This is a genomic window from Paenibacillus sp. V4I7, from assembly GCF_030817275.1.
Classification (GTDB): Bacteria; Bacillota; Bacilli; order Paenibacillales; family NBRC-103111; genus Paenibacillus_E.
Window position 1 is genome coordinate 2,136,707 of sequence record NZ_JAUSZD010000002.1, and the last position, 19,524, is coordinate 2,156,230.

General features: G+C 44.2%; 18 protein-coding genes and 1 pseudogene. 15 read left to right on the forward strand and 4 right to left on the reverse strand.

The annotated features are described in order from the left end of the window. The first annotated feature begins 330 nt into the window (after positions 1-330). Positions 331-882, forward strand: a complete 552-nt coding sequence (locus tag QFZ80_RS10930; protein WP_307558813.1) for a hypothetical protein — start codon at positions 331-333, stop codon at positions 880-882. A 793-nt stretch (positions 883-1,675) separates the two neighbouring features. Here the strand turns inward: QFZ80_RS10930 and QFZ80_RS10935 are convergent. From QFZ80_RS10935 to QFZ80_RS10945, 3 genes are all read right to left on the reverse strand, one after another. Then, positions 1,676-1,882: a hypothetical protein gene (locus QFZ80_RS10935; protein ID WP_307558816.1), complete on the reverse strand. Its 207-nt coding sequence runs from the start codon at positions 1,880-1,882 to the stop codon at positions 1,676-1,678. Between the two features lie 75 nt (positions 1,883-1,957). Further along, positions 1,958-2,242 carry a head-tail connector protein gene (locus tag QFZ80_RS10940; protein ID WP_307558818.1) on the reverse strand — a complete coding sequence of 95 codons (285 nt, stop codon included), beginning with the start codon at positions 2,240-2,242 and terminating at the stop codon, positions 1,958-1,960. Between the two features lie 209 nt (positions 2,243-2,451). After that, positions 2,452-3,615 (reverse strand): phage major capsid protein, encoded by a 1,164-nt coding sequence (locus tag QFZ80_RS10945; RefSeq protein ID WP_307558820.1) that lies wholly within the window; start codon positions 3,613-3,615, stop codon positions 2,452-2,454. A 1,839-nt stretch (positions 3,616-5,454) separates the two neighbouring features. Here QFZ80_RS10945 and QFZ80_RS10950 point away from each other — a divergent pair. From QFZ80_RS10950 to QFZ80_RS10965, 4 genes are read left to right on the forward strand one after another with little or no spacing between them, the layout of a single operon-like run. Beyond that, positions 5,455-6,180, forward strand: a complete 726-nt coding sequence (locus tag QFZ80_RS10950; protein ID WP_307558823.1) for an RNA polymerase sigma factor — start codon at positions 5,455-5,457, stop codon at positions 6,178-6,180. Next, positions 6,167-6,307 (forward strand): hypothetical protein, encoded by a 141-nt coding sequence (locus QFZ80_RS10955; RefSeq protein ID WP_307558825.1) that lies wholly within the window; start codon positions 6,167-6,169, stop codon positions 6,305-6,307. Before QFZ80_RS10950 ends, QFZ80_RS10955 begins: the two co-directional genes overlap by 14 nt. Beyond that, complete coding sequence (locus tag QFZ80_RS10960; protein WP_307558828.1) at positions 6,308-6,778, forward strand: hypothetical protein; 471 nt, start codon at positions 6,308-6,310, stop codon at positions 6,776-6,778. It abuts the gene before it with no gap. After that, positions 6,775-6,906 (forward strand): hypothetical protein, encoded by a 132-nt coding sequence (locus QFZ80_RS10965; RefSeq protein ID WP_307558830.1) that lies wholly within the window; start codon positions 6,775-6,777, stop codon positions 6,904-6,906. The genes QFZ80_RS10960 and QFZ80_RS10965 overlap by 4 nt, the downstream gene beginning before the upstream one ends. Positions 6,907-6,944: 38 nt before the next feature. On the opposite strand, the pseudogene QFZ80_RS10970 reads toward QFZ80_RS10965, so the two are convergent. Then, positions 6,945-7,298: pseudogene (locus tag QFZ80_RS10970) on the reverse strand (VOC family protein); the annotation flags it as partial. 422 nt (positions 7,299-7,720) lie between these two features. Between QFZ80_RS10970 and QFZ80_RS10975 the strand changes: the two are divergent. The 10 genes from QFZ80_RS10975 to QFZ80_RS11020 all read left to right on the forward strand — a co-directional run bounded on the left by QFZ80_RS10975 (position 7,721) and on the right by QFZ80_RS11020 (position 19,518). After that, the gene (locus QFZ80_RS10975; protein ID WP_307558831.1) at positions 7,721-9,541 is read left to right on the forward strand and encodes a cache domain-containing sensor histidine kinase; all 1,821 of its coding nucleotides are present in this window, start codon (positions 7,721-7,723) and stop codon (positions 9,539-9,541) included. Between the two features lie 138 nt (positions 9,542-9,679). After that, positions 9,680-11,041, forward strand: a complete 1,362-nt coding sequence (locus tag QFZ80_RS10980) for an ABC transporter substrate-binding protein (RefSeq protein ID WP_307546752.1) — start codon at positions 9,680-9,682, stop codon at positions 11,039-11,041. 25 nt (positions 11,042-11,066) lie between these two features. Then, positions 11,067-11,936 carry a carbohydrate ABC transporter permease gene (locus QFZ80_RS10985; protein WP_307546751.1) on the forward strand — a complete coding sequence of 290 codons (870 nt, stop codon included), beginning with the start codon at positions 11,067-11,069 and terminating at the stop codon, positions 11,934-11,936. Beyond that, a complete protein-coding gene (locus QFZ80_RS10990; protein ID WP_307546750.1) occupies positions 11,933-12,754 on the forward strand; it encodes a carbohydrate ABC transporter permease in 822 nt (273 codons plus the stop codon). The genes QFZ80_RS10985 and QFZ80_RS10990 overlap by 4 nt, the downstream gene beginning before the upstream one ends. Before the next feature lie 36 nt (positions 12,755-12,790). Then, the gene (locus tag QFZ80_RS10995) at positions 12,791-13,813 is read left to right on the forward strand and encodes a response regulator (RefSeq protein ID WP_307558833.1); all 1,023 of its coding nucleotides are present in this window, start codon (positions 12,791-12,793) and stop codon (positions 13,811-13,813) included. Next, positions 13,734-14,381, forward strand: a complete 648-nt coding sequence (locus tag QFZ80_RS11000) for a helix-turn-helix domain-containing protein (RefSeq protein WP_307558836.1) — start codon at positions 13,734-13,736, stop codon at positions 14,379-14,381. Before QFZ80_RS10995 ends, QFZ80_RS11000 begins: the two co-directional genes overlap by 80 nt. 21 nt (positions 14,382-14,402) lie before the next feature. Then, a complete protein-coding gene (locus tag QFZ80_RS11005) occupies positions 14,403-16,127 on the forward strand; it encodes a glycoside hydrolase family protein (RefSeq protein WP_307558838.1) in 1,725 nt (574 codons plus the stop codon). 25 nt (positions 16,128-16,152) lie between these two features. Further along, positions 16,153-16,827 carry an aspartate/glutamate racemase family protein gene (locus QFZ80_RS11010; RefSeq protein ID WP_307558840.1) on the forward strand — a complete coding sequence of 225 codons (675 nt, stop codon included), beginning with the start codon at positions 16,153-16,155 and terminating at the stop codon, positions 16,825-16,827. Between the two features lie 17 nt (positions 16,828-16,844). Then, on the forward strand, positions 16,845-18,104 hold the full coding sequence (locus QFZ80_RS11015) for a ribulose-bisphosphate carboxylase large subunit family protein (RefSeq protein ID WP_307546745.1): 1,260 nt from the start codon (positions 16,845-16,847) through the stop codon (positions 18,102-18,104). Positions 18,105-18,111: 7 nt separating this feature from the next. Then, the gene (locus QFZ80_RS11020) at positions 18,112-19,518 is read left to right on the forward strand and encodes a four-carbon acid sugar kinase family protein (RefSeq protein ID WP_307558842.1); all 1,407 of its coding nucleotides are present in this window, start codon (positions 18,112-18,114) and stop codon (positions 19,516-19,518) included. The last annotated feature ends 6 nt before the right edge of the window (positions 19,519-19,524 follow it).

Genomic DNA, 19,524 nt, shown 5'->3' on the forward strand with positions numbered 1-19,524 from the left:
TGATCATGTAATGAAACAATATCACGGTAGTGTGAAGCCTTATACAGCAAGCGTTCCGCGGAATCATATCATATAATTGGGCAAAATGGAGTAACTTGGGTCAGAGTAGTCAATCCCTTGTCCAGTGCGGGTTACAGCCGTTACCAGTGATTTTCAGTTACTCGAAAAATACAGTAACCTCTGTTCAATGAAAATAAAGTTTTAGATCACAGGGTTGGCGTTGAACTAACGGGCAGTTTAGTTACAATATGTGGTAACATATGGATAAAGCTTAGGGGAGGCGTTTAAACTTGAAATTAGCTAAACTATCTCTTATAAGTGGACTCATTGGTGGTGGTGATAGGTGTGAAAAGCATATGCTATGTTGTTTTGCCTGATAATTTGTTCTTAGATGATAATTCGGTTTATACATTTGTAAAAAATCATATTATTAATTACTATTCCGAGTTAGAAGTTGAGCCGTACAAAAAGTTCTTTTCTGAAAAAGAAACTTTAGAAATTGCAAAACGAAAAGGATTTAGTAATTTATTTGATTTTGAAGAACACCTAAAAAATCATAAAAATGATGATGGAATAGAGAATGGATTATACTACTGGATTACCACGTTTAATGAACAACGGCGTTGGGACGGCTTTCGGATTGATGGCGTTAAAAAAGGATATGATTTAATAAATGAAGTATTACCATATTCTGTAGTTACTCCAGATGGTATTTGGCATTCTGAGAGGGACTATGGATACAAACCAATTTTAGATTTTAATAACGGTTTTAAGCAACATCCAGACAACATTGAGCCCAGAAAAAAGTGGATAGAATATATAGATAGCTTTTTTAAAGAGTATAAAGGTAAAAACTTTGCTATTTTATTTGTCCATTCATAGGCATGAATTAATTAAGCCAGACTGTGTAAAAAAATGAAAAGGCAATCTGCACTATAATTAAAGATAGAAATCTAATGTATTCCTTTTGAATAAGCGGCACGCATCTTCTAACACTATATTCACGCATCAGGCATTCGATAGTTCATTACGCTAACGGTGAACGATAGTTCAACAACCGCTCCACCCAAAGGGCGGTTTTTTTTGCCCATATCCTTTATTGCGGTGAAGTGTAAGAGTGAATTTAGGGAGTTTATTCAGAGCTTAGTAGAATGTGCGGTAGCGGGGAAAAACGACTTTTTTCGATCCAGACCCGCGGGGGGTATACAAAAAGGGCTTGGCAAATATGACCAATGATTTGACATCACTGAACAACTATTGCCAAGCCCTTTGCACGATGAATGAAACGATTGTCACCAACACCTTACATATACTGTCTCGTGTCCTTGAAAGATGATGAACAATACCATGCCCACCCTGTACCACACATGTTCAATGTGATGCTCAATGATTGATACAACATCTATCATACACAATCAACATACCACTTATGCCACCTATGACCTACGACCTATCACGTAGTACCTTATCTACTGCCTTACATATAGCCTGTCTATGCAACCTATCGTCCCAGTCCATAGCGATACATGTCAGCAGGGACACCATCGTTATAAGCCAAGCAATGACCACACACGCCCCTACCATCCTGTATTTATTCCTTCTGCATCATCGTACTGTTCATGCTCATGCTCATGTTCGTCTTCTTGATCCCGATCATGTATATCGTAATAGTTAATCATTGCCCCGCACCATTCCAATCCCAAGCCATTGCATTCTTGCGTGTCTTGCGTCTTGCAATATTACTAACGTGTCCCTGAGTGATCCCGAACTCATATGCAAGCTTGGTATTCATTTCACCCCTATGAGTGCGTATATAAATTTCTCTGACTTGTTCGTCTGTTAGTCTTGCGTTTCCGTGATACCCTTCTAATTTTGCTATCATTTTTAATTGCTCCTTCTGCATGACTAAAATTGTTTTGGTAAAAATAAAAGGACCACCCCGAAGGATGACCCCTATTTATAGCAAGTTGATCGAATGTGAATCAAGTAAATTCTTGATCACGAAACCAACCTTGTCATGTTCAACTTGTACCATACGATTATCATACATCTCATTGGAGAGAATAAATAATGCAATGGTCAAGTCTTCGAACGCGTCTAGTTCATCGATTTTCTTGCCCGTGTAGCTAGAGAGGAATGACTTTACACCCATCAAAATAGCTTGGAACAGGGAATTATCAATGTTGTGGTAGACGTTCGCATATGTTTTCAGATCGTTGACAGTGACTTGACTAATTAACATCAGGAGTCACCGACTTGCTTTTGCTCTTAACTCAATATCATTGGGATTGAGTCGTACAAGATCATTGACCTGTTTGTCTGTCAGATCATGGACAGATTTTGCATCGAATTTGCCGAAGTTTGTAATAATAGTTCGTAGAAATTTTACTTGCATGTGTCTACTCCTTTTAGAAAATAAAGAGCCACCCCAGAAGAGTGACCCTGTGTTGATTACTTACCAACAAGCACAGCAAACTTGGACGGATCACCAACAACGCTGTCAAGTTCTTGGAAAGTCACGATACCAGTTTGGTAGGAAGCCGCATAAGCTTCTTTCATAACTTGAACCTGTACACCAGTTGTCAATTTAACGTCAAGACCAGAGAAGTCACCGTAGTACACGCCACGGGCACCGACAGCCAATGTTGCAGGCATTTGCTCGGACAACATAACAGGCTTACCGAACAAGCGAAGACCGCCATCCTCAGCAATACCGCTATCGTCACCATTGATCAGAAGCTGACCAGATGCACCAGTCAATGAACGGATCGCAGTCCATACTTGTGGGGACATTAACCATTCACATTTAGCTTGGTGAACTTGTGGAACTTTCATTTGAAGACCAATCAAGTCAGTCACGTTCTTGGCATCGATCACAGCCGTTGTGCCGTTTGTGGAAGTTGCCGATACAGTAACGCCACTCTTCAAGCCTTTCAGCTTCGTGCCAACCTCTTGAATCAATTCCTTCTCTAGGAACAATGCAAGGGATAGACCGATTTGACGAATGATCACGGACACAACGTCAATGTCAGCACGATTGATCAAGGAGTTGGACACCTTTGTCAAAGAACCGATAATGAAGTTTTGCAATTTCGGCCCAGTGAATTGACCGCCCGTGTCAGCTACTGGCGTACCTTCTGTCACGTACTCAAATACGTGTGCAGTGTAATCGTAAGCAGGAAGTTGCAGATCACCAGATACATTCCAGATCGTAGCTTTTGCCACAATTGGAGATACTTGTTTTGCCACTTCAACAACACGTTGAGCGATGGACAAGGGGATTACCACGCCATTACTACCCGCTGTCAAGGCACGACCCTCAACCGCGTCTGCTTTGTTTTTCTTGACTAGTTCAAGAAATGCCGTTTCATCCAGTTTGCGTTGCTCTAGTTCTTGCTTCTCATTCAATGGAATCATTTTTGTCATATCTCCTTCGCGGTATCGTTTTTCTGCGTCTAGTTGTTCGTCAATGGATGCGATTTCCTTGCGGTTATCTTCAATGCGTTTTTGATCGATAGCGGACATATTGCGTTTCTCGTACTTAGCCGTGTTTACAATTCGTTCCATCTGATCGATCAGATCATTGCGTTTTTCAACAAGTGCTTTTTCGTTCAATGTGCTTACCTCCAGAAATTGGGATTATTGTTCAGGACTCTCACCCTGTATGTGTTCGCTGTTAAATAGCCCTTGGAACGTCAACCGCCCAGTTGAACGCCAAGAACCAGATGGAACGGCAAAAAGCCCACCCGCGAAGGTAGGCAACTTTACCCGATCCAGTGAACGTCCCTTGTCCGATTGGGGTGGCTTCGATGCGGGAAACCTCTTCAAGGGACGTTCAATGCATGGGGTAAAATGTGAAATAACCCTTACCACCCGATGGCAAGGGCTAAACACTTTTTGCTCAGTTATTTCATTCTTGCGGGAACTGAACCAGAAACCGCCTACACCGTTTTGTCAAAGGGATGGGAACGATGCTAAACCATCAACGAGTTTTGCTGAAACATGGGAACCCGTTTAACCATGTCTAGTTATCGTACTAGCCACGTAATCGAAAAGCGAACGAACTTCACCGACTGAGGGGCGAGGAAGGTCTAGTGCCAGAAGAACTGGCGTGTAAAGAAATTCGAAACAGAGACCTGTATCAGAAACCAACATCAATGCATCCACTTAAAACCTGCATATCCTGCTGACTCCACATCTCAAGATCAATCGTACCGACTGAAAAGAAATACCATCCTCATGGGGGGCTTGGCAGTTCATCGGCTTGCTACTCAGGCAAGTCAGTCGACCAACTAAGACGAAGACAACCATTGCGTTCATTCTGTCCCAACGAGGACGACAACCGATAGTCACGAGGAAAACAACCAACCTGCTATAAGGAGGTGATTTTTCTCCCCTTTCTATGATTGGATTTGGTGGGAATTACTCCACACCCTACAAGACACCCAGAAGTGATGTCCTGTTAGCTGAGAGCAATTCTAAACCTCTTGCCCGCCATACATACGTTGGTGGGTGTTTAGCTTGTTAACGAGTACCTGAAATTCCTGTTCCCGCTGTTCTCGAATGGCAATGAGATTGCCCGTCTTAGGAAATCTTTTGTATCAATGTTGGGATGATCTGCAAAGAATTGTCCAACGTACTCGCGATCTGCTTTATTCAAAATGCTGACACTGTAATTATTGATTTTGCATACTGCACTAGTTCTGTACATAATTTTGACCTTCTCTCGTTTTGTTTTATTGGTTGAATCATTGTTTAAAAAAGGATGGGGGACAGCGAATCTGTACACCCCGAGCGTAAGACATAACACAAAGATTGGAGACAAGGGGAATGACAAGTTCATCCTTGTGCTATTAACCAGAAGGTTACCCAGTTTGGGCAGGATTGGGGCAAAAAGCTGAAAAAAGATTCTGTTACATTCTCTCTCTTGGAGTTTCCTGTTTTGTGATCCAAAATGTAATCGCTGCGTCCCGCTCTGGGCAAAGGATTGAGACCCTTTTATATAGGGATTTACATAAAGTAAATATACTTTTAAAGAATATTAGAATATATAGAGAGACTATACAGAGGGACAGACAGCCCTATATAGAGCTTTGGCAAGAATAGTTCTTACTTTGTGTGCTTTCTGTAAACCATTGCCCCAATCCTTTGCCCAGAGCGGGATACAGCCCTGCACATTTTTGTAACGCGGGGAAAAGTCTTTGTTCAGTATCGTGAAATTCTGGTCATATACATTCAAATGCATAAATATACAGCCCTTTCCCATTGCGGAGAGGGCTTTTTCGTTGTCAATTATTACCTATTTGTTCATTTGGGAGTTTGCTCTCTTTTTGATCCTTATACCTGTGTAGCCCAGTTTTAAAAATTCATATCGAGTTGACTGTGAAAATCTTGCGGCAAATTCCTTTGGTGAATAACGGGACAAAACACACAGACAAAGAGGAGAACAGGACAATGACAATGACAAAGACATGCACGAAAATCGGGGAAGGTAAGGCGTTGAAGAGTTACCAGAAATCACTAAACCAAATTCACCGCGAAATCGAAAATGCACGAGCGGAAGCCCTGAGAGACCCACGCATCAATGAAGTGTCAAACGTCACCGTATTTGATGAGAAGGGATACCCCACGAACCCGCTGACAGATTTCATGACATACAAACGAAGCAATCAACAGGAAGGAACGCAACTGATCGATCCTGTACTACTCGCCAAGATCGATAAAATGTTTACCAAGTATCAACATCAATACAAGGTTCTTGGGCTTCATTATTCTGGCGGGTTCACTGTGGAAGAAATCGCGGTCGATGAAAAGACAACCAAAGGTCACATTTCACGCTCAATTTCCAGAGCAAAGCAACGTATGCAAAAGTATTTGTCAGAAGCTGAATACGATTCCATTCGTTGGTATATCGGTGACAGGGAGCCAATCCAAGTAACTGCCCCTGTACCTGACGAAATGAAAAGACGCATTGCCGATTATAAGCTAATGAAAAAGTCCCTTGAAGCGGGCTTGCCACATACACCAATCAAGTTTAAAGAACGGGAATACGAAGGTGACAAATCAAAGTACATTAATTTCCAGTCAAAGCCGATCGGTGACCCCATTCTTGGACTGCACCCACCAGAGAAGCACTTGCCAGTACCACAGCAGGAGGTGCACAACAATGACAGCTTTTGACCACATCACGGACTCATATTTTAAAGATAAATTACTACGCGGGTTAATCGAATACAAACCAGAGGATTGGGTGGTATTGGAAGAACTTGACGAAAACACAAAACCAAAATACGGGGGTAAAAAATAGATGCAGCATTATAGAGGAATCAAACTTTTGAATTCAGTTGACATGTCTAGTCTCAAGCATTCCCAAGCGGTTGACAAGTTATGTGATCGCTTGGAAAAGACGGGATATGTATTGATCGGTGCATACCATTCCAGTTCCAAAAAGATCAAAGGAAAGTGCAACAATGGACATGAAATCATGATTACTCCAAACAACTTTGTAAACAAGGAAACAAAATGCAAGCATTGTTTCTACTTGAACCGTCATGCCAATCTGGTCAGAGAATTTGAATCAATCGTCAAGCGTCATAAACTGACTCAACAAGAGCCGTTCAACTTTAGAAAAGGCGTGTTGCAGGGATTGAAAGAGAAGTATCTCTTCACTTGCCCGTATGGTAAAGATCATTGGCTAAGTCCTTATAAGCTAGTCACCGCTGTTCTCTTTCAATGCTATTGCGGTAAGTGCAAAACATTGGGAGGTAAGTCAAAATGAATCCAATTATTGCAGGACTGTGGAGCGACTATCGCCAAGCCGTGAAAGCCTATGGACATGGGAAGGAAACCAAACAGATATTGATCAAAATTTATGAAATACAAAATAGCCTTGCCCCTACTGGGTAAGGTTTTTTCTTTGCTTTATAAAAGCTTACATAAATTTATTTGCTCCAGAAAGTTTCTTGCAGCTCCATACCCACTTTGCCGCCTTCTTTCAACTTATGAAAGGCTGACTTCACTTCATCAATATCCTTGCTAACTAAGGAAAGGCTAATGTTGTTTCCAGCAACGAAAGGCATTCCTGGGAAAACATCGGAGAACATAACTGTACTTCCAGAAATGCTAAGGCGTGCATGCATAACTAAATTTTTGGCTTCCTCGGGAAGAGGAAAGGATGGGTCTGGTGGTGTATCTCCAAAGGTCATGATTTGTGGCTTGTCTAGTCCAAAAACTTCTGCGTAATACTCAATGACTTCACGAGTGTTTCCGTTAAAATTAAGATATACATCAATAGCCATTAATTTCACTCCTTAATTTTAATTGTCTATCATTTCCATATTGTATCATTTAACTGTTCTAAAACCAATATACCTGCGGATGAACAAATACAAAAATTGTATGAATTTCGGAGATCAAATGAATGATCTTCGACTGCAAAAACAAGCATCAAAATAATTGGATGGAGGCTGTCGAGGAAACGAATCAGTAGCTGTATTTTAACGGGGGGAAATGATGAGGAAAATATTAATAAGGACGTGGAGTCGAGGGATTACCACGTCTTTTTTTTGAATTTGTGCGGGTTGGAAAAAAGCGGTCGCGTGTGCACTGAAATAAACCTACTCCAATTGAATCGGTGTATGGTAAAATAATCCCAATCCAACTAACTTGATCGGGTTAATCTGTGTCTGGTTGATATGTTTTAAGGAGGGGGTTCGGTATCATGCGTGGAAGTATACTTTGGGGGATTTTCGGGAAAATCCGATCCTTTTTTACCGGAATCCGTATCATGCTTCTCTTCAGTTATTTCGTCATTATTCTTATTTGCATTGTATCGGTAGGGGCTATTTCCTTCTATATTTCTTATCGCTCAGTATCGGAGCGGGTAGAGTCGTCAAGTTTACAAATTGTCCGGCAAATTGAAAAAAATATGGATAATGATTTTCAAAACAAGCGAAATCTACTCCTGGCCCCTTATTACAGTCAGGAATATATAGATGGGATTAATGTGTATGCGACGATGGATGAGCAGGCTCAATTCCTATTCAGGCAAAAGCTTGAAAACTTATTTCTGAAAATCTTCAACATTACACCAATCAGGGATTTTATCCGGTTTCAAATTTATTACAGTAACGGAGAAATGCTGAATGCATCGGATAATCAGAAGTCTTGGACAGCCGATGATGTGCAGCAATCCGATTGGTTCCGCCAGACGGTAGTCAATGATGGTCGTGTGCATTTTACCGGTCCGACGAAGGAAATGATTTCTGGAAGCGAGGAGACCGCTTATTCATCGTCCATATTAATTCGAGATTTTGCTAATCCCGACTATTTTATTGTTGTACGCGCGGAATACAATGCTGAATTGTTTCACCTTATTGGTCAGAACGATAATCTTTCCACGAACAGCAAATTGATCATTTTAGATCAAAATAATCAACAAGTATACGCCTCCTTTGAGCAGTCTGAGCCTGTTTTCCGTAAAGAAATGCTATCACGTATCTCAAACGGCAGCGGAAAGTTCTGGTATGGCGGTGAGCAGGACAACCTGCTTGTTACATATACACAGTCGGATTATTCCAATTGGAAAGTCGTTCTTGCTATGCCTAAAAATGAAATATTTGGCTCTCTGGATCGAATCAAAACGGCAACACTACTTACAGCACTGATAGCCTTTTTAGTTACAATTTTTATTTCCTTTTTGTTCGGGCAAAGAATTACCAATCCGATTCTGGACTTATATAAAACGATCAATCGAGTGAAAAGAGGCGACTTCTCGGTTCGAGTCCAAGTTGCGAGAAGCGATGAAATCGGAAGAATCGCGATGAACTTTAATGAGATGCAGGTTGAACTTCAAAACTTGATCGAATCCAAATATATATACCAAATTAAGCTTCAGCAAGTCGAGCTTGCTATGCTCTATTCACAAATTAATCCGCATTTTCTATACAATACGCTAGATAGCATTAAGGCGATGGCGGATTATTACGATGTTGATAAAATCGGAGATATGGCTCAGTCGCTAGCGGATATGTTCCGGTACAATATCAAAAATAAGGATGAAATGGTTACCCTTCGTGAAGAGTTGGAACAAATTGATTCTTATATGAACATTCAGGGAATCCGTTTCGAAGATAAAATTACGTATATTCAGGAAATTGAGGACGATTTGCTCGATTATCCGCTGTTGAAAATGACACTTCAGCCCATTGTGGAGAATGCCGTGTTCCATGGGGTGGAACCGAAGATGGGGAAAAGCACGATCCGATTGATGGCACACAAAGAAGGTGAATCTTTGCTCATTACAGTAAGTGATGATGGGGTCGGCATTTCGGCAGAGAGACTGAAGGCGTTGAGAAACGAGCTGAGAAAGCAGCGTTTGTCAGAAGATATCCCTGTTTCTGCTGCGGGCGGGGGCATTGGCATTCGCAATGTGTACGCCAGGTATGCAATCCGTTTGGGCGAGCAATTCGAATGTGAAATAGAGAGTGAAGCGGGAAAAGGGACCCGTGTAACCCTCATGATTTCGTCATGGAATATGTAAAGGCCGTTTAATCGCCTATCTCTGGGGAAGAAAATGGTAAGAAAATTAAACATTATTAGTCGAAATTGTGGATAGAGTCATGGAAAACGTTTTCATATAATTAACTTGTAAGCGATTCCTAAAGGGGGGTACTACAAAATGAGAAAAATGAAAACAGTTTTGTCCATGTTAACGGTTTGTCTGGCAGCTAGTTCATTTACGGGATGCAGTAGTAACAGTGGCACTATAGGAACGCCAGACGCAGGCAAATCGGCGGTAGCGACGAACCCGCCAACCAGATCAGCAGCTCCGACGAAAGATCCTGTTACCGTTACATTTGTAATTCCCAATACAGTGGACGCTGTTCCATTTAACAAAATATTCGAAGCTTATCAAAAGCAAACCGGCAATAAGGTCGAATTGCAAGCGTTACCCGGCGGTGACTTTGATAATATGATGAAAACCCGGTTTTCAACAGGCGATTTCCCTGATTTATTTTTGATGCAGCCAGGTACGAAGCAAAACGTCAAATTAAGAGCCGAGGAAACTCTCCATGAATGGAGCGCTGATACGGCTGTATGGGATCGTATCATACCATCGATGAAAGAATTCCAAACAACGCCGGACAAAAAGATATATGGGGTTCCATTCGGAGCTACAGGGATGATGGGTGTTTATTATAACAAAGATGTTTTTGGTAAGGTTGGCGTTCAGCCGCCTAAAAACTACGCAGATTTAATTGAGACAGCCAAGAAGATAAAAGCTTCAGGCGTGACACCATTCTATGAAGGAGTGAAGGATGGGTGGCCGGCGCAAATCTTTTATTTGACAGGTTGGGTATCGGGCGTAGATCCGGCAATTGGCGATGAAGGCGTTCAGAAATTGGAGAAAAATCAACTCGGTCTTGCGGATATTCCACAAGTGAAAGATTTATTTGCGAAGCAGAAAGAACTGAAAGATCTCGGCTTATATCAAGATAATTTAATGGCGGGAACGTATGACGAAATGCAAAGCAAGATGGGTGATGGTAAAGTAGCCATGGTGTTTATGCTCGATGGCATTATTCCACAACTGGAGAAAAAATTCAGCAAAGATTTTGTGAAAGATCACATTGGTTTCTTCCCATTCCCTGCGGCGAATGATGCGGGTACAGCGTTGATTACGCCTCCGAACCAATTAATGGTGCCTGAAAAAGCGAAACATTCGAAAGAAGCTATCGATTTGATCAAGTTCATGGTTACTCCGGATATGGTCAATCTATACTATCAAACAGCACCTGGCATTCCGATCTTTAAAGATGCTAAAAGTGAATTGTATCCAGTACAACAAACGGTAAAAGGCTTGATCGATACGGGCAAAGCAAAAATCAACGTCCAAAACCGACTAACGCCAACATTTGCTGATTTCCAAAAAACGCTGCAAAACTTCTTCATCAATGGCAATGTAGATGCGGCAGTGAAGGAATTCGATGCCAACTATAAAAAAGATGGTAAGTCCAAACGTTTAGCAGGATTCGAATAACGCCAACTTGAAGGAGGGGGAGGCATTGGGGAAAAGCAAGTATCCACTCTATTTTTCATTTCCAGCGCTGGCTGTTTTTCTGGTGTTTTTTATAACTCCAACCCTCATCGGGTTTTATTACAGCTTCACCGATTGGAATATCAATGCCAAAGATATTCGGTTCATAGGCTTCCAAAACTATGCGGCGATCTTTCAAGAGCCGAGACTACTAACTGCCTTGTTCAATACGTTAATCTTTGCGGCTGCTGTAACGGTGCTGCAAAACGTATGCGGTCTTGGCTTGGCGCTCATTCTCAATGAAGCTCTTGTGCTGCGCAATGTGCTCCGGATGATATTTTTCCTTCCTTATGTGATCGCTCCGATCGTCATTGGCTATATTTTCCGTGCTATTTATCATCCTGAGCATGGGATTGTGAATCAGATTCTGGAGCAAGTGGGGCTTGCCGCACTTGCGCATGACTGGCTGAACGATCCGAAGTATGCGCTGTTTTCCATTATTGTGACGGACATATGGCGCGTAGCTGGATTTTCAATGGTCGTTTATTTAGCGGGACTTCAGTTCATTCCGAAAGATTTGACGGAAAGCGCTTCAATGGATGGTGCGCAATACTGGAGCCGGTTCCGACATATTGTTTTCCCGCTGCTGGCACCGGCTTTTACCGTAAATGTATTACTTTCCATGATTGGTTCTATGAAAGTGTTTGAAATGGTTATGGTACTAACTGAAGGTGGACCGGGATATACGACAGAAGTGTTTTACACCTATATTCGCAGTATGTTCAGTTCAGGAGAGTTCGGTTATGCGACAACGGTTAACGTCGTGTTGTTCATCTTAGTTACTTGCATCGGTGTGCCAGTGTTGATGAAGATGAAGAAACGGGAGGTGGAGATGTGACACAACGGCGGAACATGCTTATTGTGCTCGAATTGGTGGCTATTTGTTTGGCACTGATGATCCTCATCCCCTTTCTGATGATTCTCGTCAACTCGTTCAAAGATATCCGCGAATCTGCGCTGTTCGGCTTGTCCCTCCCCACAGAGTGGCAGTTCAGCAATTATAAGGATATCTTTGCCCAGGCACATATTGTGCGCGGGTTCATGAACAGCTTCCTGATTTCGGGCTGCGTGGTGCTTAGCGTCAATGTGTTTGCATCTATGGCTGCTTTCATTATTCAACGAAGAGACGACCGCTTTTTGCGTACGGCGTACTATTTATTCATTATGGGCCTAATCGTGCCTGTTTCCATCGTACCCACCATCAAGCTAATGGGTGATTTACACATTCGAGGAACGTACTTCAGCCTTATCATGTACTATACGGCCGTATTGCTCCCTTTTGCCGTATTCCTGCTGGTGGGATTCATGAAATCCATTCCAAGAGAATTGGATGAAGCGGCGCTTCTGGAAGGCTGCGGTTATTTCCGATTGTATGTTCAAATCATTCTTCCGCTTATTATAACTGTGCTTGTAACGGTCGCAATCGTTGTCATGGTATCAGTTTGGAACGATTTTTTCGGGCCTTTCTATTTGATGACAGATAGCACGAAGTGGACGATTGTGCTCCAAATTTTTAATTTTGTCACGATGTACAGTACGAATTGGGGCGTTGTGTTCGCTTTTATGGTGGTCGTCGTTGCTCCGATATTACTTATTTATTTGTTCCTTCAAAGGTATATTATTGATGGATTAACTGCTGGTTCACTGAAGGGATAACCATTGGTGCAATCAAGCATCGGGAGGGTTTGGTCCATGCGAAAAGTAGTCATTGTCGACGATGAAATATGGATCCGAAGGGGGCTTATTCAATCTATACCTTGGGATCGTTTCGGTTTCAGGCTTGTTGGAGAGGCAGGAGACGGGGAAGAGGCACATAGGATCGCGCTTGCCGAGAAACCGGATCTTCTTTTTCTGGATATGCGGATGCCTGGGCTGGATGGCAAACAACTGCTCGGAATGCTGCGTCGTGATTTACCGGATTTATTGACGATCGTCGTAAGTGGGTATTCCGACTATGAATATATGAAAGAAGCGATCCGACAGAAAGCATTTGATTATTTATTGAAACCAGTTAAAAAAGATGAGCTAGTTTCTGTGCTGGAGAGAGCAGTAGAAAAGATGAAACAGCAGGAAACAAAGAAGAGTATAGGGCAGTTTGACAGTAAGGAAGACTGGCTTCAACGAATTTTGTACCATGCAGTAACAGATGTAGAAGCTCGTGAGAAGGAGGGGGAAATTCCTCTTCCTGAAGGTTGGTCTTGCGGCGAAACCTACGTGATGGTCGGGCAGCGCGATACATTTCGAGATGGATGCGAGTCAAGCAATCTTGTTGGGCAACTGCGGGAACTGTTAACCCGTAACCAACCTTTCTTGTTCGGGGGAGAATGGAACTTCGTCGTAACGACTGCGCCAGATGCAAATCGGGAATTCGTTATCGTTATCGTCGGTGAGCGGCTGCAACAGGAAGAAATAAATAAACTTAGCCAAATCGTCCAAAGGACGCTCAAACAAGAGGAAATAGGCAGCTACAGCTTAGGCATTGGCATAAAGAGGGAGGATGCCCAATATTTACGGCGTGCTTATCTGGAGGGGGGGCAAGCACTGAAAAAGAAAAGACTAGGTGTGTTAGGTACCGTCCTTTGGGCTGATAATGACATGAGTAAGCAACGGGTAAATTATCCTCAGGAGAAGGAAAATGCTTTTTCTCCGTTCCCTTCAAATGGGCAACAAGGAAGGGGCTCAGCACGAATCAGACATGCTGTTTGCTGCAATTAGTGAGGACTCAATGACTGTAGATCATTTGCAGAGGAGCGCCTTTTTACTTGTCCACTCTATTGAAAAACAGCTTCGAGGAACAGAAAGTCGGCTAGAGGAAGTATGCGGTAAAAATCCACAAATGTATACAGAGATGATCCAGCATCGGAACGATGCGGCAGCCGTAAAACGGATTTTCGACGAGGAGATTATTCCATCTGTGCTTGCGTACTACAAACGTTCGCGTGAAAAGCAAGGCAAAAAGATTGTCCGTCTCATTCAGAATATGATAGAAAATAACTATGATCAGCCGCTTTCCCTTCAACAGATTGCTGAAAGTCATTACATGAACACGGATTATGTAAGCCGTTTATTTAAAAAGTCGACAGGTCACAATTTTGTAGATTATATGACTAATTTCCGAATTAATAAATCGAAAGAACTAATGAAATTGTCCGCTTATAAAAATTACGAGATTGCGCAAATGGTTGGCTACGAGGACTATCGATATTTTAGTCAAATCTTTAAGAAAAAAACAGGCATGACCATTGGTGAATACCGGGTTGCCGCCGAAACTGTCAATCATTGAAGACTAAGGAGTGAATGTGAAATGGAAAGACGACTTATTCCCGATACACTGATGCTAGAAGAACGAGCAGGTCATGCTATTAATGCTATGGTGGGGATGGCGGACAAGGATCACAATTATATTCCGTTTTTTAATGCGGATCTGTTGCACAAGCCGGCCTTTATGACACATGGTGATTGGGATTACGGCTCTTCGCATGGCAGAATGATCGATGGCTTAATTCTTGCAAGGCATATGTCAGGGGAAACATTCGGTAAGGATGTAGAGGAGCATTACCGTGCTAACCTACTCTCCTTCTTTAAAGAGGATGGGATGAGCTACCGTCAAATCAATCCCACCCGTAATTGGGAGCCAAACGCTAACCTGATCGATCAACGGGCCGTTATATTATCTTTGACAACATGGTTTATGGAAACAGGCGATCCAAAAGTAAAGGAAGCAGCTGACCGTCATGTGGCAGCGCTAAAAAGAATTGCTATCAAAGAGCGCGATGTGTGGTACTATCCGGCATCCGAATACAAAGAAACGGGTTGGCCTTCCGCTAATGGTGTACAGCTGCGGCTCGCCCCAGATCCGGCTGCGTTCTGCGGCCGATTAGTCATGCCACTCTTGAAATATCACGAACTGACTGGAAATCAGGATGCTTATGATTTGTGTCAGTTTTTCACGGCTCTGATCATAGAGCGCAGCGGCGTTTTTCATCCAGATGGCAGCTTTAACGATTCGTTAGCCTATCGCAGCGGACATTTCCATACGCGTCTAGGTACACTCGATGCAATTGCCCGATTCGGCGCCTTCACAGGCGATGCGGCAATGATCAGCTGGGTGAAGAAGTGCTACGATTGGGCGCTAACTAAGTGTACGTCATTTGGTTGGACGCCAGGGGATTTGCATGAACAAGCTTATGAACATGAAACTTGTTCCCTTGTGGATCTAATTGCAACAGGAATAACCCTGGCTAAGAGCGGTTACGTGGAGTACTGGGGAACGGTAGAGCGTTTCCTGCGGAACCATTTGACGGAATCACAGCTTCTGGATCTGGATTGGGTTGAACAGACAGATGATAAATCGAATGACATCCCTGCTAACAAATCATTTTACAAAGTGGCTGAGCGCACACGGGGATCTTTTGCCGGCTATTCAGCTCCTAACGATTTCATAAGCGATGTGAATGAAGGCCGGGGACATACGAGCGATTTGCAATTATGTTGTCTCGGTTCAGGCACGCGCGGACTGTTCATGGGCTGGAGCAACAGCATCACCGAGAAAAATGGGGCAATCAGCATCAACTTCCTACTGAACCGAGGCTCCAAATGGCTTGATGTCAGCAGTTATTTGCCACATGAGGGCAAAGTTGTTATTGATGTTCATGTGGATGTGCCACGACTTCAGATTCGGATTCCGGAATGGGCTGGTTTTACGAAAATCCGCTTTACACGCGAGCTTCATGGTCAAGTTACGGAAGGAAGAGGCAGCGAGGAGAGCAGATGGGTCAATAAGCATTTCCTACTGCTTGGTCCAGCAACCGCCGGGGAAAAAATTGCCGTAACTTTCCCGCTCAGCTTCCGCAAAACATTGGAAAACGCCGTAGGCCAGACGTTCGAAGCGGAATGGCGGGGTGATGATGTCGTGAATATTACGCCAAAAGGCGATAAGAAGCCACTTTACAGCGGGCGTAAAGTATACAATGAGGCGCCGATGCGTGAAGGTGATTACCGCAGGCTGGATAAAGAATTTGTGTGGTAGAGGTTTTATATGATGAGGAGGATGAATGATGAAGACTGTTGTTGCTGTCTATACCGGTCAAGGTTTAGCCGATCCGCTCAAAGCGGTGTTTAAGGAACTGCTCCCGGATTGCAGGCTTGTGAATATTATCGATGATAGCCTGATTGGCGATGTGGTGCAAGCTGGGCAAGTTCCGCCGGGAGTGGCACGAAGGTTAATCCAGTATTTTCATCATGGGGAAGAGATAGGTGCCGATGTGATCTTGAATACATGTTCCTCCGTAGGCGAGGTGGTTGATGATGCGCGCCGACTCATCGGTGTGCCCATTGTGAAAATTGATGAATCCATGGCAGCAGCTGCTGTTAGCTATGATCGCATCGCGGTGCTGGCGACGCTTCCATCGACACTTGCGCCTACGATGCGACTTATACAAAAGCAAGCAGAGGCAGCTGGCCGACAGGTGACGCTAGTTAACGGACTTGCTGAAGGCGCATTCGATGCGCTTGTTTGTGGTAAACCGGAGGAACACGACCGCATTTTGTTGGAGACGGCAAAGCGGATTGCAGATAAGGCTGACGTTCTTGTACTCGCACAGGGTTCGATGGCACGCATGGAACCGAAACTCAAAGAAACAACCGGCAAGCCGGTGCTTTCTTCTCCGCGAATGGGCGTTGAAGCGGTCAAAGCTTTGTTGGAAAATGCGGAACAGAAACAAGCATAGCAGAAGGGAGAGGCAGGATGAATCAAGAACGTGTTAGAGCTATCTATCTGGTAGAAACGCCATATTCTTTAGAGCGCGCAGCGGCAACAATTGCTGGGGAGCAATCAACAGGTACCTTTATATCTGTCCCAGGGGAAACGGATGAATTAAAAGAGAAGTTCGGTGCAACCGTCGAACATATTGAACTGCTTGCAGAAGTAGATACACCTTCCTTACCGGGAGCGAAGCCGCCTGCTGGGCATGACGGCAAGTACCGTCAAGGGCGCGTAACGGTCTCATTTCCGCTGCATAATTTTGGCCCTTCGATTCCTAACTTGCTTTCTGCGGTAGCTGGAAATCTGTACGAACTCCAGGAACTCTCGGGACTGCGTCTTTTGGATCTGGATCTGCCGGAATCTTTTGCGACCCGTTATCCCGGACCAAAGTTTGGCATTTCAGGCACAAGAAAGCTGACTGGGGTGTATGATCGACCCATACTAGGCACCATTATTAAGCCCAGTATTGGGTTATCTACGGAACAATTGTCAGAGCTAGTGAAAAAGCTTGCTCTAGCTGGGATGGATTTTATTAAAGATGACGAGTTGAATGCGAATCCGCCGTGTGCTCCCTTGGAGCACAAAGTAAAGGCAGTTATGGAAGCGGTCGAACGAGCTGCGGATGCAACCGGTAAGAAGCTGATGTATGCTTTTAATATTACAGGCGATATTGACGAGCTTCGCCGGAATCATGATCTCGTCGTGAAATCAGGTGGTACATGCGTTATGGTCAGCGTATTGAGTGTAGGATTGAGCGGCCTGGCTTACTTGAACCAGTATAGTGAAGTGCCGATTCATGGTCATCGCAATCAGTGGGGGATGCTGACAAGAAGTCCCCTGCTCGGCATTGAATTTACCGCATATCAGAAGTTATGCCGTTTGGCAGGTGCCGATCATCTTCATGTCAATGGCTTTAACAGCAAGTTCTATGAAAGTAACGAATCTGTCCTTCGTTCCATTCAAGCATGCACATCGCCGTTACTAGGCGGGTATCATTCGATGCCTGTCATTTCGTCCATGCAGTGGGCGGGGACAGCTCCTGTCACCTATGAAGCTACACGTTCCGTTGATGTGATGCACTTGGCTGGTGGCGGCATGTTGGCGCATCCAGACGGTCCAGCAGCAGGATTTGAAAGCATGAAGCTCGGCTGGGAGGCCGCTGTACAAGGGATTTCTCTTGACAGTTACGCTAAGCTGCATCCACCGCTTCAACGTGCAATAGAGAAATACGGGAGAGGTTGAAGCGCCTATGAACGCGATGAAGCTATCCAACGATCATGATCAGGTCAAGCGATTGTTATGTTTTTACGGAGATGATTTTACCGGGTCAACCGATGTACTCGAAGCTTTGTTTCAGGCAGGGCTGAAAACGATCTTGTTTCTGGAGCCACCCACACTAGAGATGCTGCGGGAGCAGTTTCGAAACTTGGATTGTTATGGGGTGGCGGGTGTGGGTCGGTCCTTGTCACCCGAGGATATGGAGAGAGAACTGCGCCCGCTGCTTACGACAATGAAGAAAGCCGGAGCGGCTGTGGTGCACTATAAGATTTGCTCCACGTTTGATTCTTCACCTGAGATAGGCAGCATCGGAAAAGCGATGGAGATAGGTCGGGATTTGTTCGGTGGACGTTATGTACCTTTATTAGTTGGCGTGCCCTATTTACGAAGGTATACACTCTTTGGCAATCATTTTGCGGCAGCGGGAGAACGCATTCACAGGCTCGACCGACATCCCACGATGTCGCAGCATCCCGTGACGCCGATGGTGGAGGCGGATTTACGGAAGCATTTGCAAAAGCAGACGAAAATGCAAACTTCATTGTTTGATATTATAGCGCTTGAAGGATCCGATAAAGAGGTGCACGGGAAATTAGAGCAATTAATTGAAACCGAACAGCCTGAAGTCATCTTATTCGATGTTCTGGATGAGTCTCGACTTGAAAAAGCAGGGCGTTTGATCTGGCAGGAAGCGAATGATGGCGAGGGACTGTTTGTAGTCGGCTCATCTGGTGTTGAATATGCGCTCAATGCTTGCTGGAAAGCAGATGGTATCTTACCACCCGCAGAGCGGAAAGTAGTTGCGGTTGAATCTGTCGATCGCCTATTAGTGGTGTCTGGGAGCTGCTCACCGGTAACTGAGAAACAAATTCAGCGTGCTTTGGAGGCAGGATTCATCGGAATTCGGGTTCCAATGAATGAATTGATCCAACCGGAGCTGGCACAGGAAGCGCAGTTACGTTTGCAGCAAGAGGTGCGATCGGCGCTGGAGAACGGTCAAAGTGTGGTGCTGTATACGGCCTCTGGACCACAGGACCAAACGATTGCTCTCATTCGTGAAACGCTTGCTGCACGAGGGCTTAAGGCAGAAGACAGCGGGCGTTTGTTTGGTCAGGCCCTTGGTAGGCTGACCCGAGAATTAGTGGCAGAGACGGGTCTGTCACGCATTCTTATCGCTGGCGGGGATACATCTGGTTATATAACACGTGAGTTGGGTATCTATGCACTAGCCTGTAAGGCTGCGCTGGAGCCTGGTGGACCTTTATGCCGTGCATATTCAACAGAGCCGCAGTTTGACGGTCTGGAGCTTGTACTGAAAGGCGGACAAGTCGGCGGTGAGAATTTTTTTGATAAGGTAAGAGTTGGCACGACATTGTAAAATAGT

What these genes read in the sequence shown, in the direction of transcription:
- QFZ80_RS10935 (WP_307558816.1), bottom strand. Translation starts at nt 1,882, where the DNA reads ATGATAGCAAAATTAGAAGGGTATCACGGAAACGCAAGACTAACAGAC.
- QFZ80_RS10940 (WP_307558818.1), bottom strand. Translation starts at nt 2,242, where the DNA reads ATGTTAATTAGTCAAGTCACTGTCAACGATCTGAAAACATATGCGAAC.
- QFZ80_RS10950 (WP_307558823.1), top strand. Translation starts at nt 5,455, where the DNA reads ATGACAATGACAAAGACATGCACGAAAATCGGGGAAGGTAAGGCGTTG.
- QFZ80_RS10955 (WP_307558825.1), top strand. Translation starts at nt 6,167, where the DNA reads ATGACAGCTTTTGACCACATCACGGACTCATATTTTAAAGATAAATTA.
- QFZ80_RS10960 (WP_307558828.1), top strand. Translation starts at nt 6,308, where the DNA reads ATGCAGCATTATAGAGGAATCAAACTTTTGAATTCAGTTGACATGTCT.
- QFZ80_RS10965 (WP_307558830.1), top strand. Translation starts at nt 6,775, where the DNA reads ATGAATCCAATTATTGCAGGACTGTGGAGCGACTATCGCCAAGCCGTG.
- QFZ80_RS10975 (WP_307558831.1), top strand. Translation starts at nt 7,721, where the DNA reads ATGCGTGGAAGTATACTTTGGGGGATTTTCGGGAAAATCCGATCCTTT.
- QFZ80_RS10980 (WP_307546752.1), top strand. Translation starts at nt 9,680, where the DNA reads ATGAGAAAAATGAAAACAGTTTTGTCCATGTTAACGGTTTGTCTGGCA.
- QFZ80_RS10995 (WP_307558833.1), top strand. Translation starts at nt 12,791, where the DNA reads ATGCGAAAAGTAGTCATTGTCGACGATGAAATATGGATCCGAAGGGGG.
- QFZ80_RS11000 (WP_307558836.1), top strand. Translation starts at nt 13,734, where the DNA reads ATGCTTTTTCTCCGTTCCCTTCAAATGGGCAACAAGGAAGGGGCTCAG.
- QFZ80_RS11005 (WP_307558838.1), top strand. Translation starts at nt 14,403, where the DNA reads ATGGAAAGACGACTTATTCCCGATACACTGATGCTAGAAGAACGAGCA.
- QFZ80_RS11010 (WP_307558840.1), top strand. Translation starts at nt 16,153, where the DNA reads ATGATGAAGACTGTTGTTGCTGTCTATACCGGTCAAGGTTTAGCCGAT.
- QFZ80_RS11015 (WP_307546745.1), top strand. Translation starts at nt 16,845, where the DNA reads ATGAATCAAGAACGTGTTAGAGCTATCTATCTGGTAGAAACGCCATAT.
- QFZ80_RS11020 (WP_307558842.1), top strand. Translation starts at nt 18,112, where the DNA reads ATGAACGCGATGAAGCTATCCAACGATCATGATCAGGTCAAGCGATTG.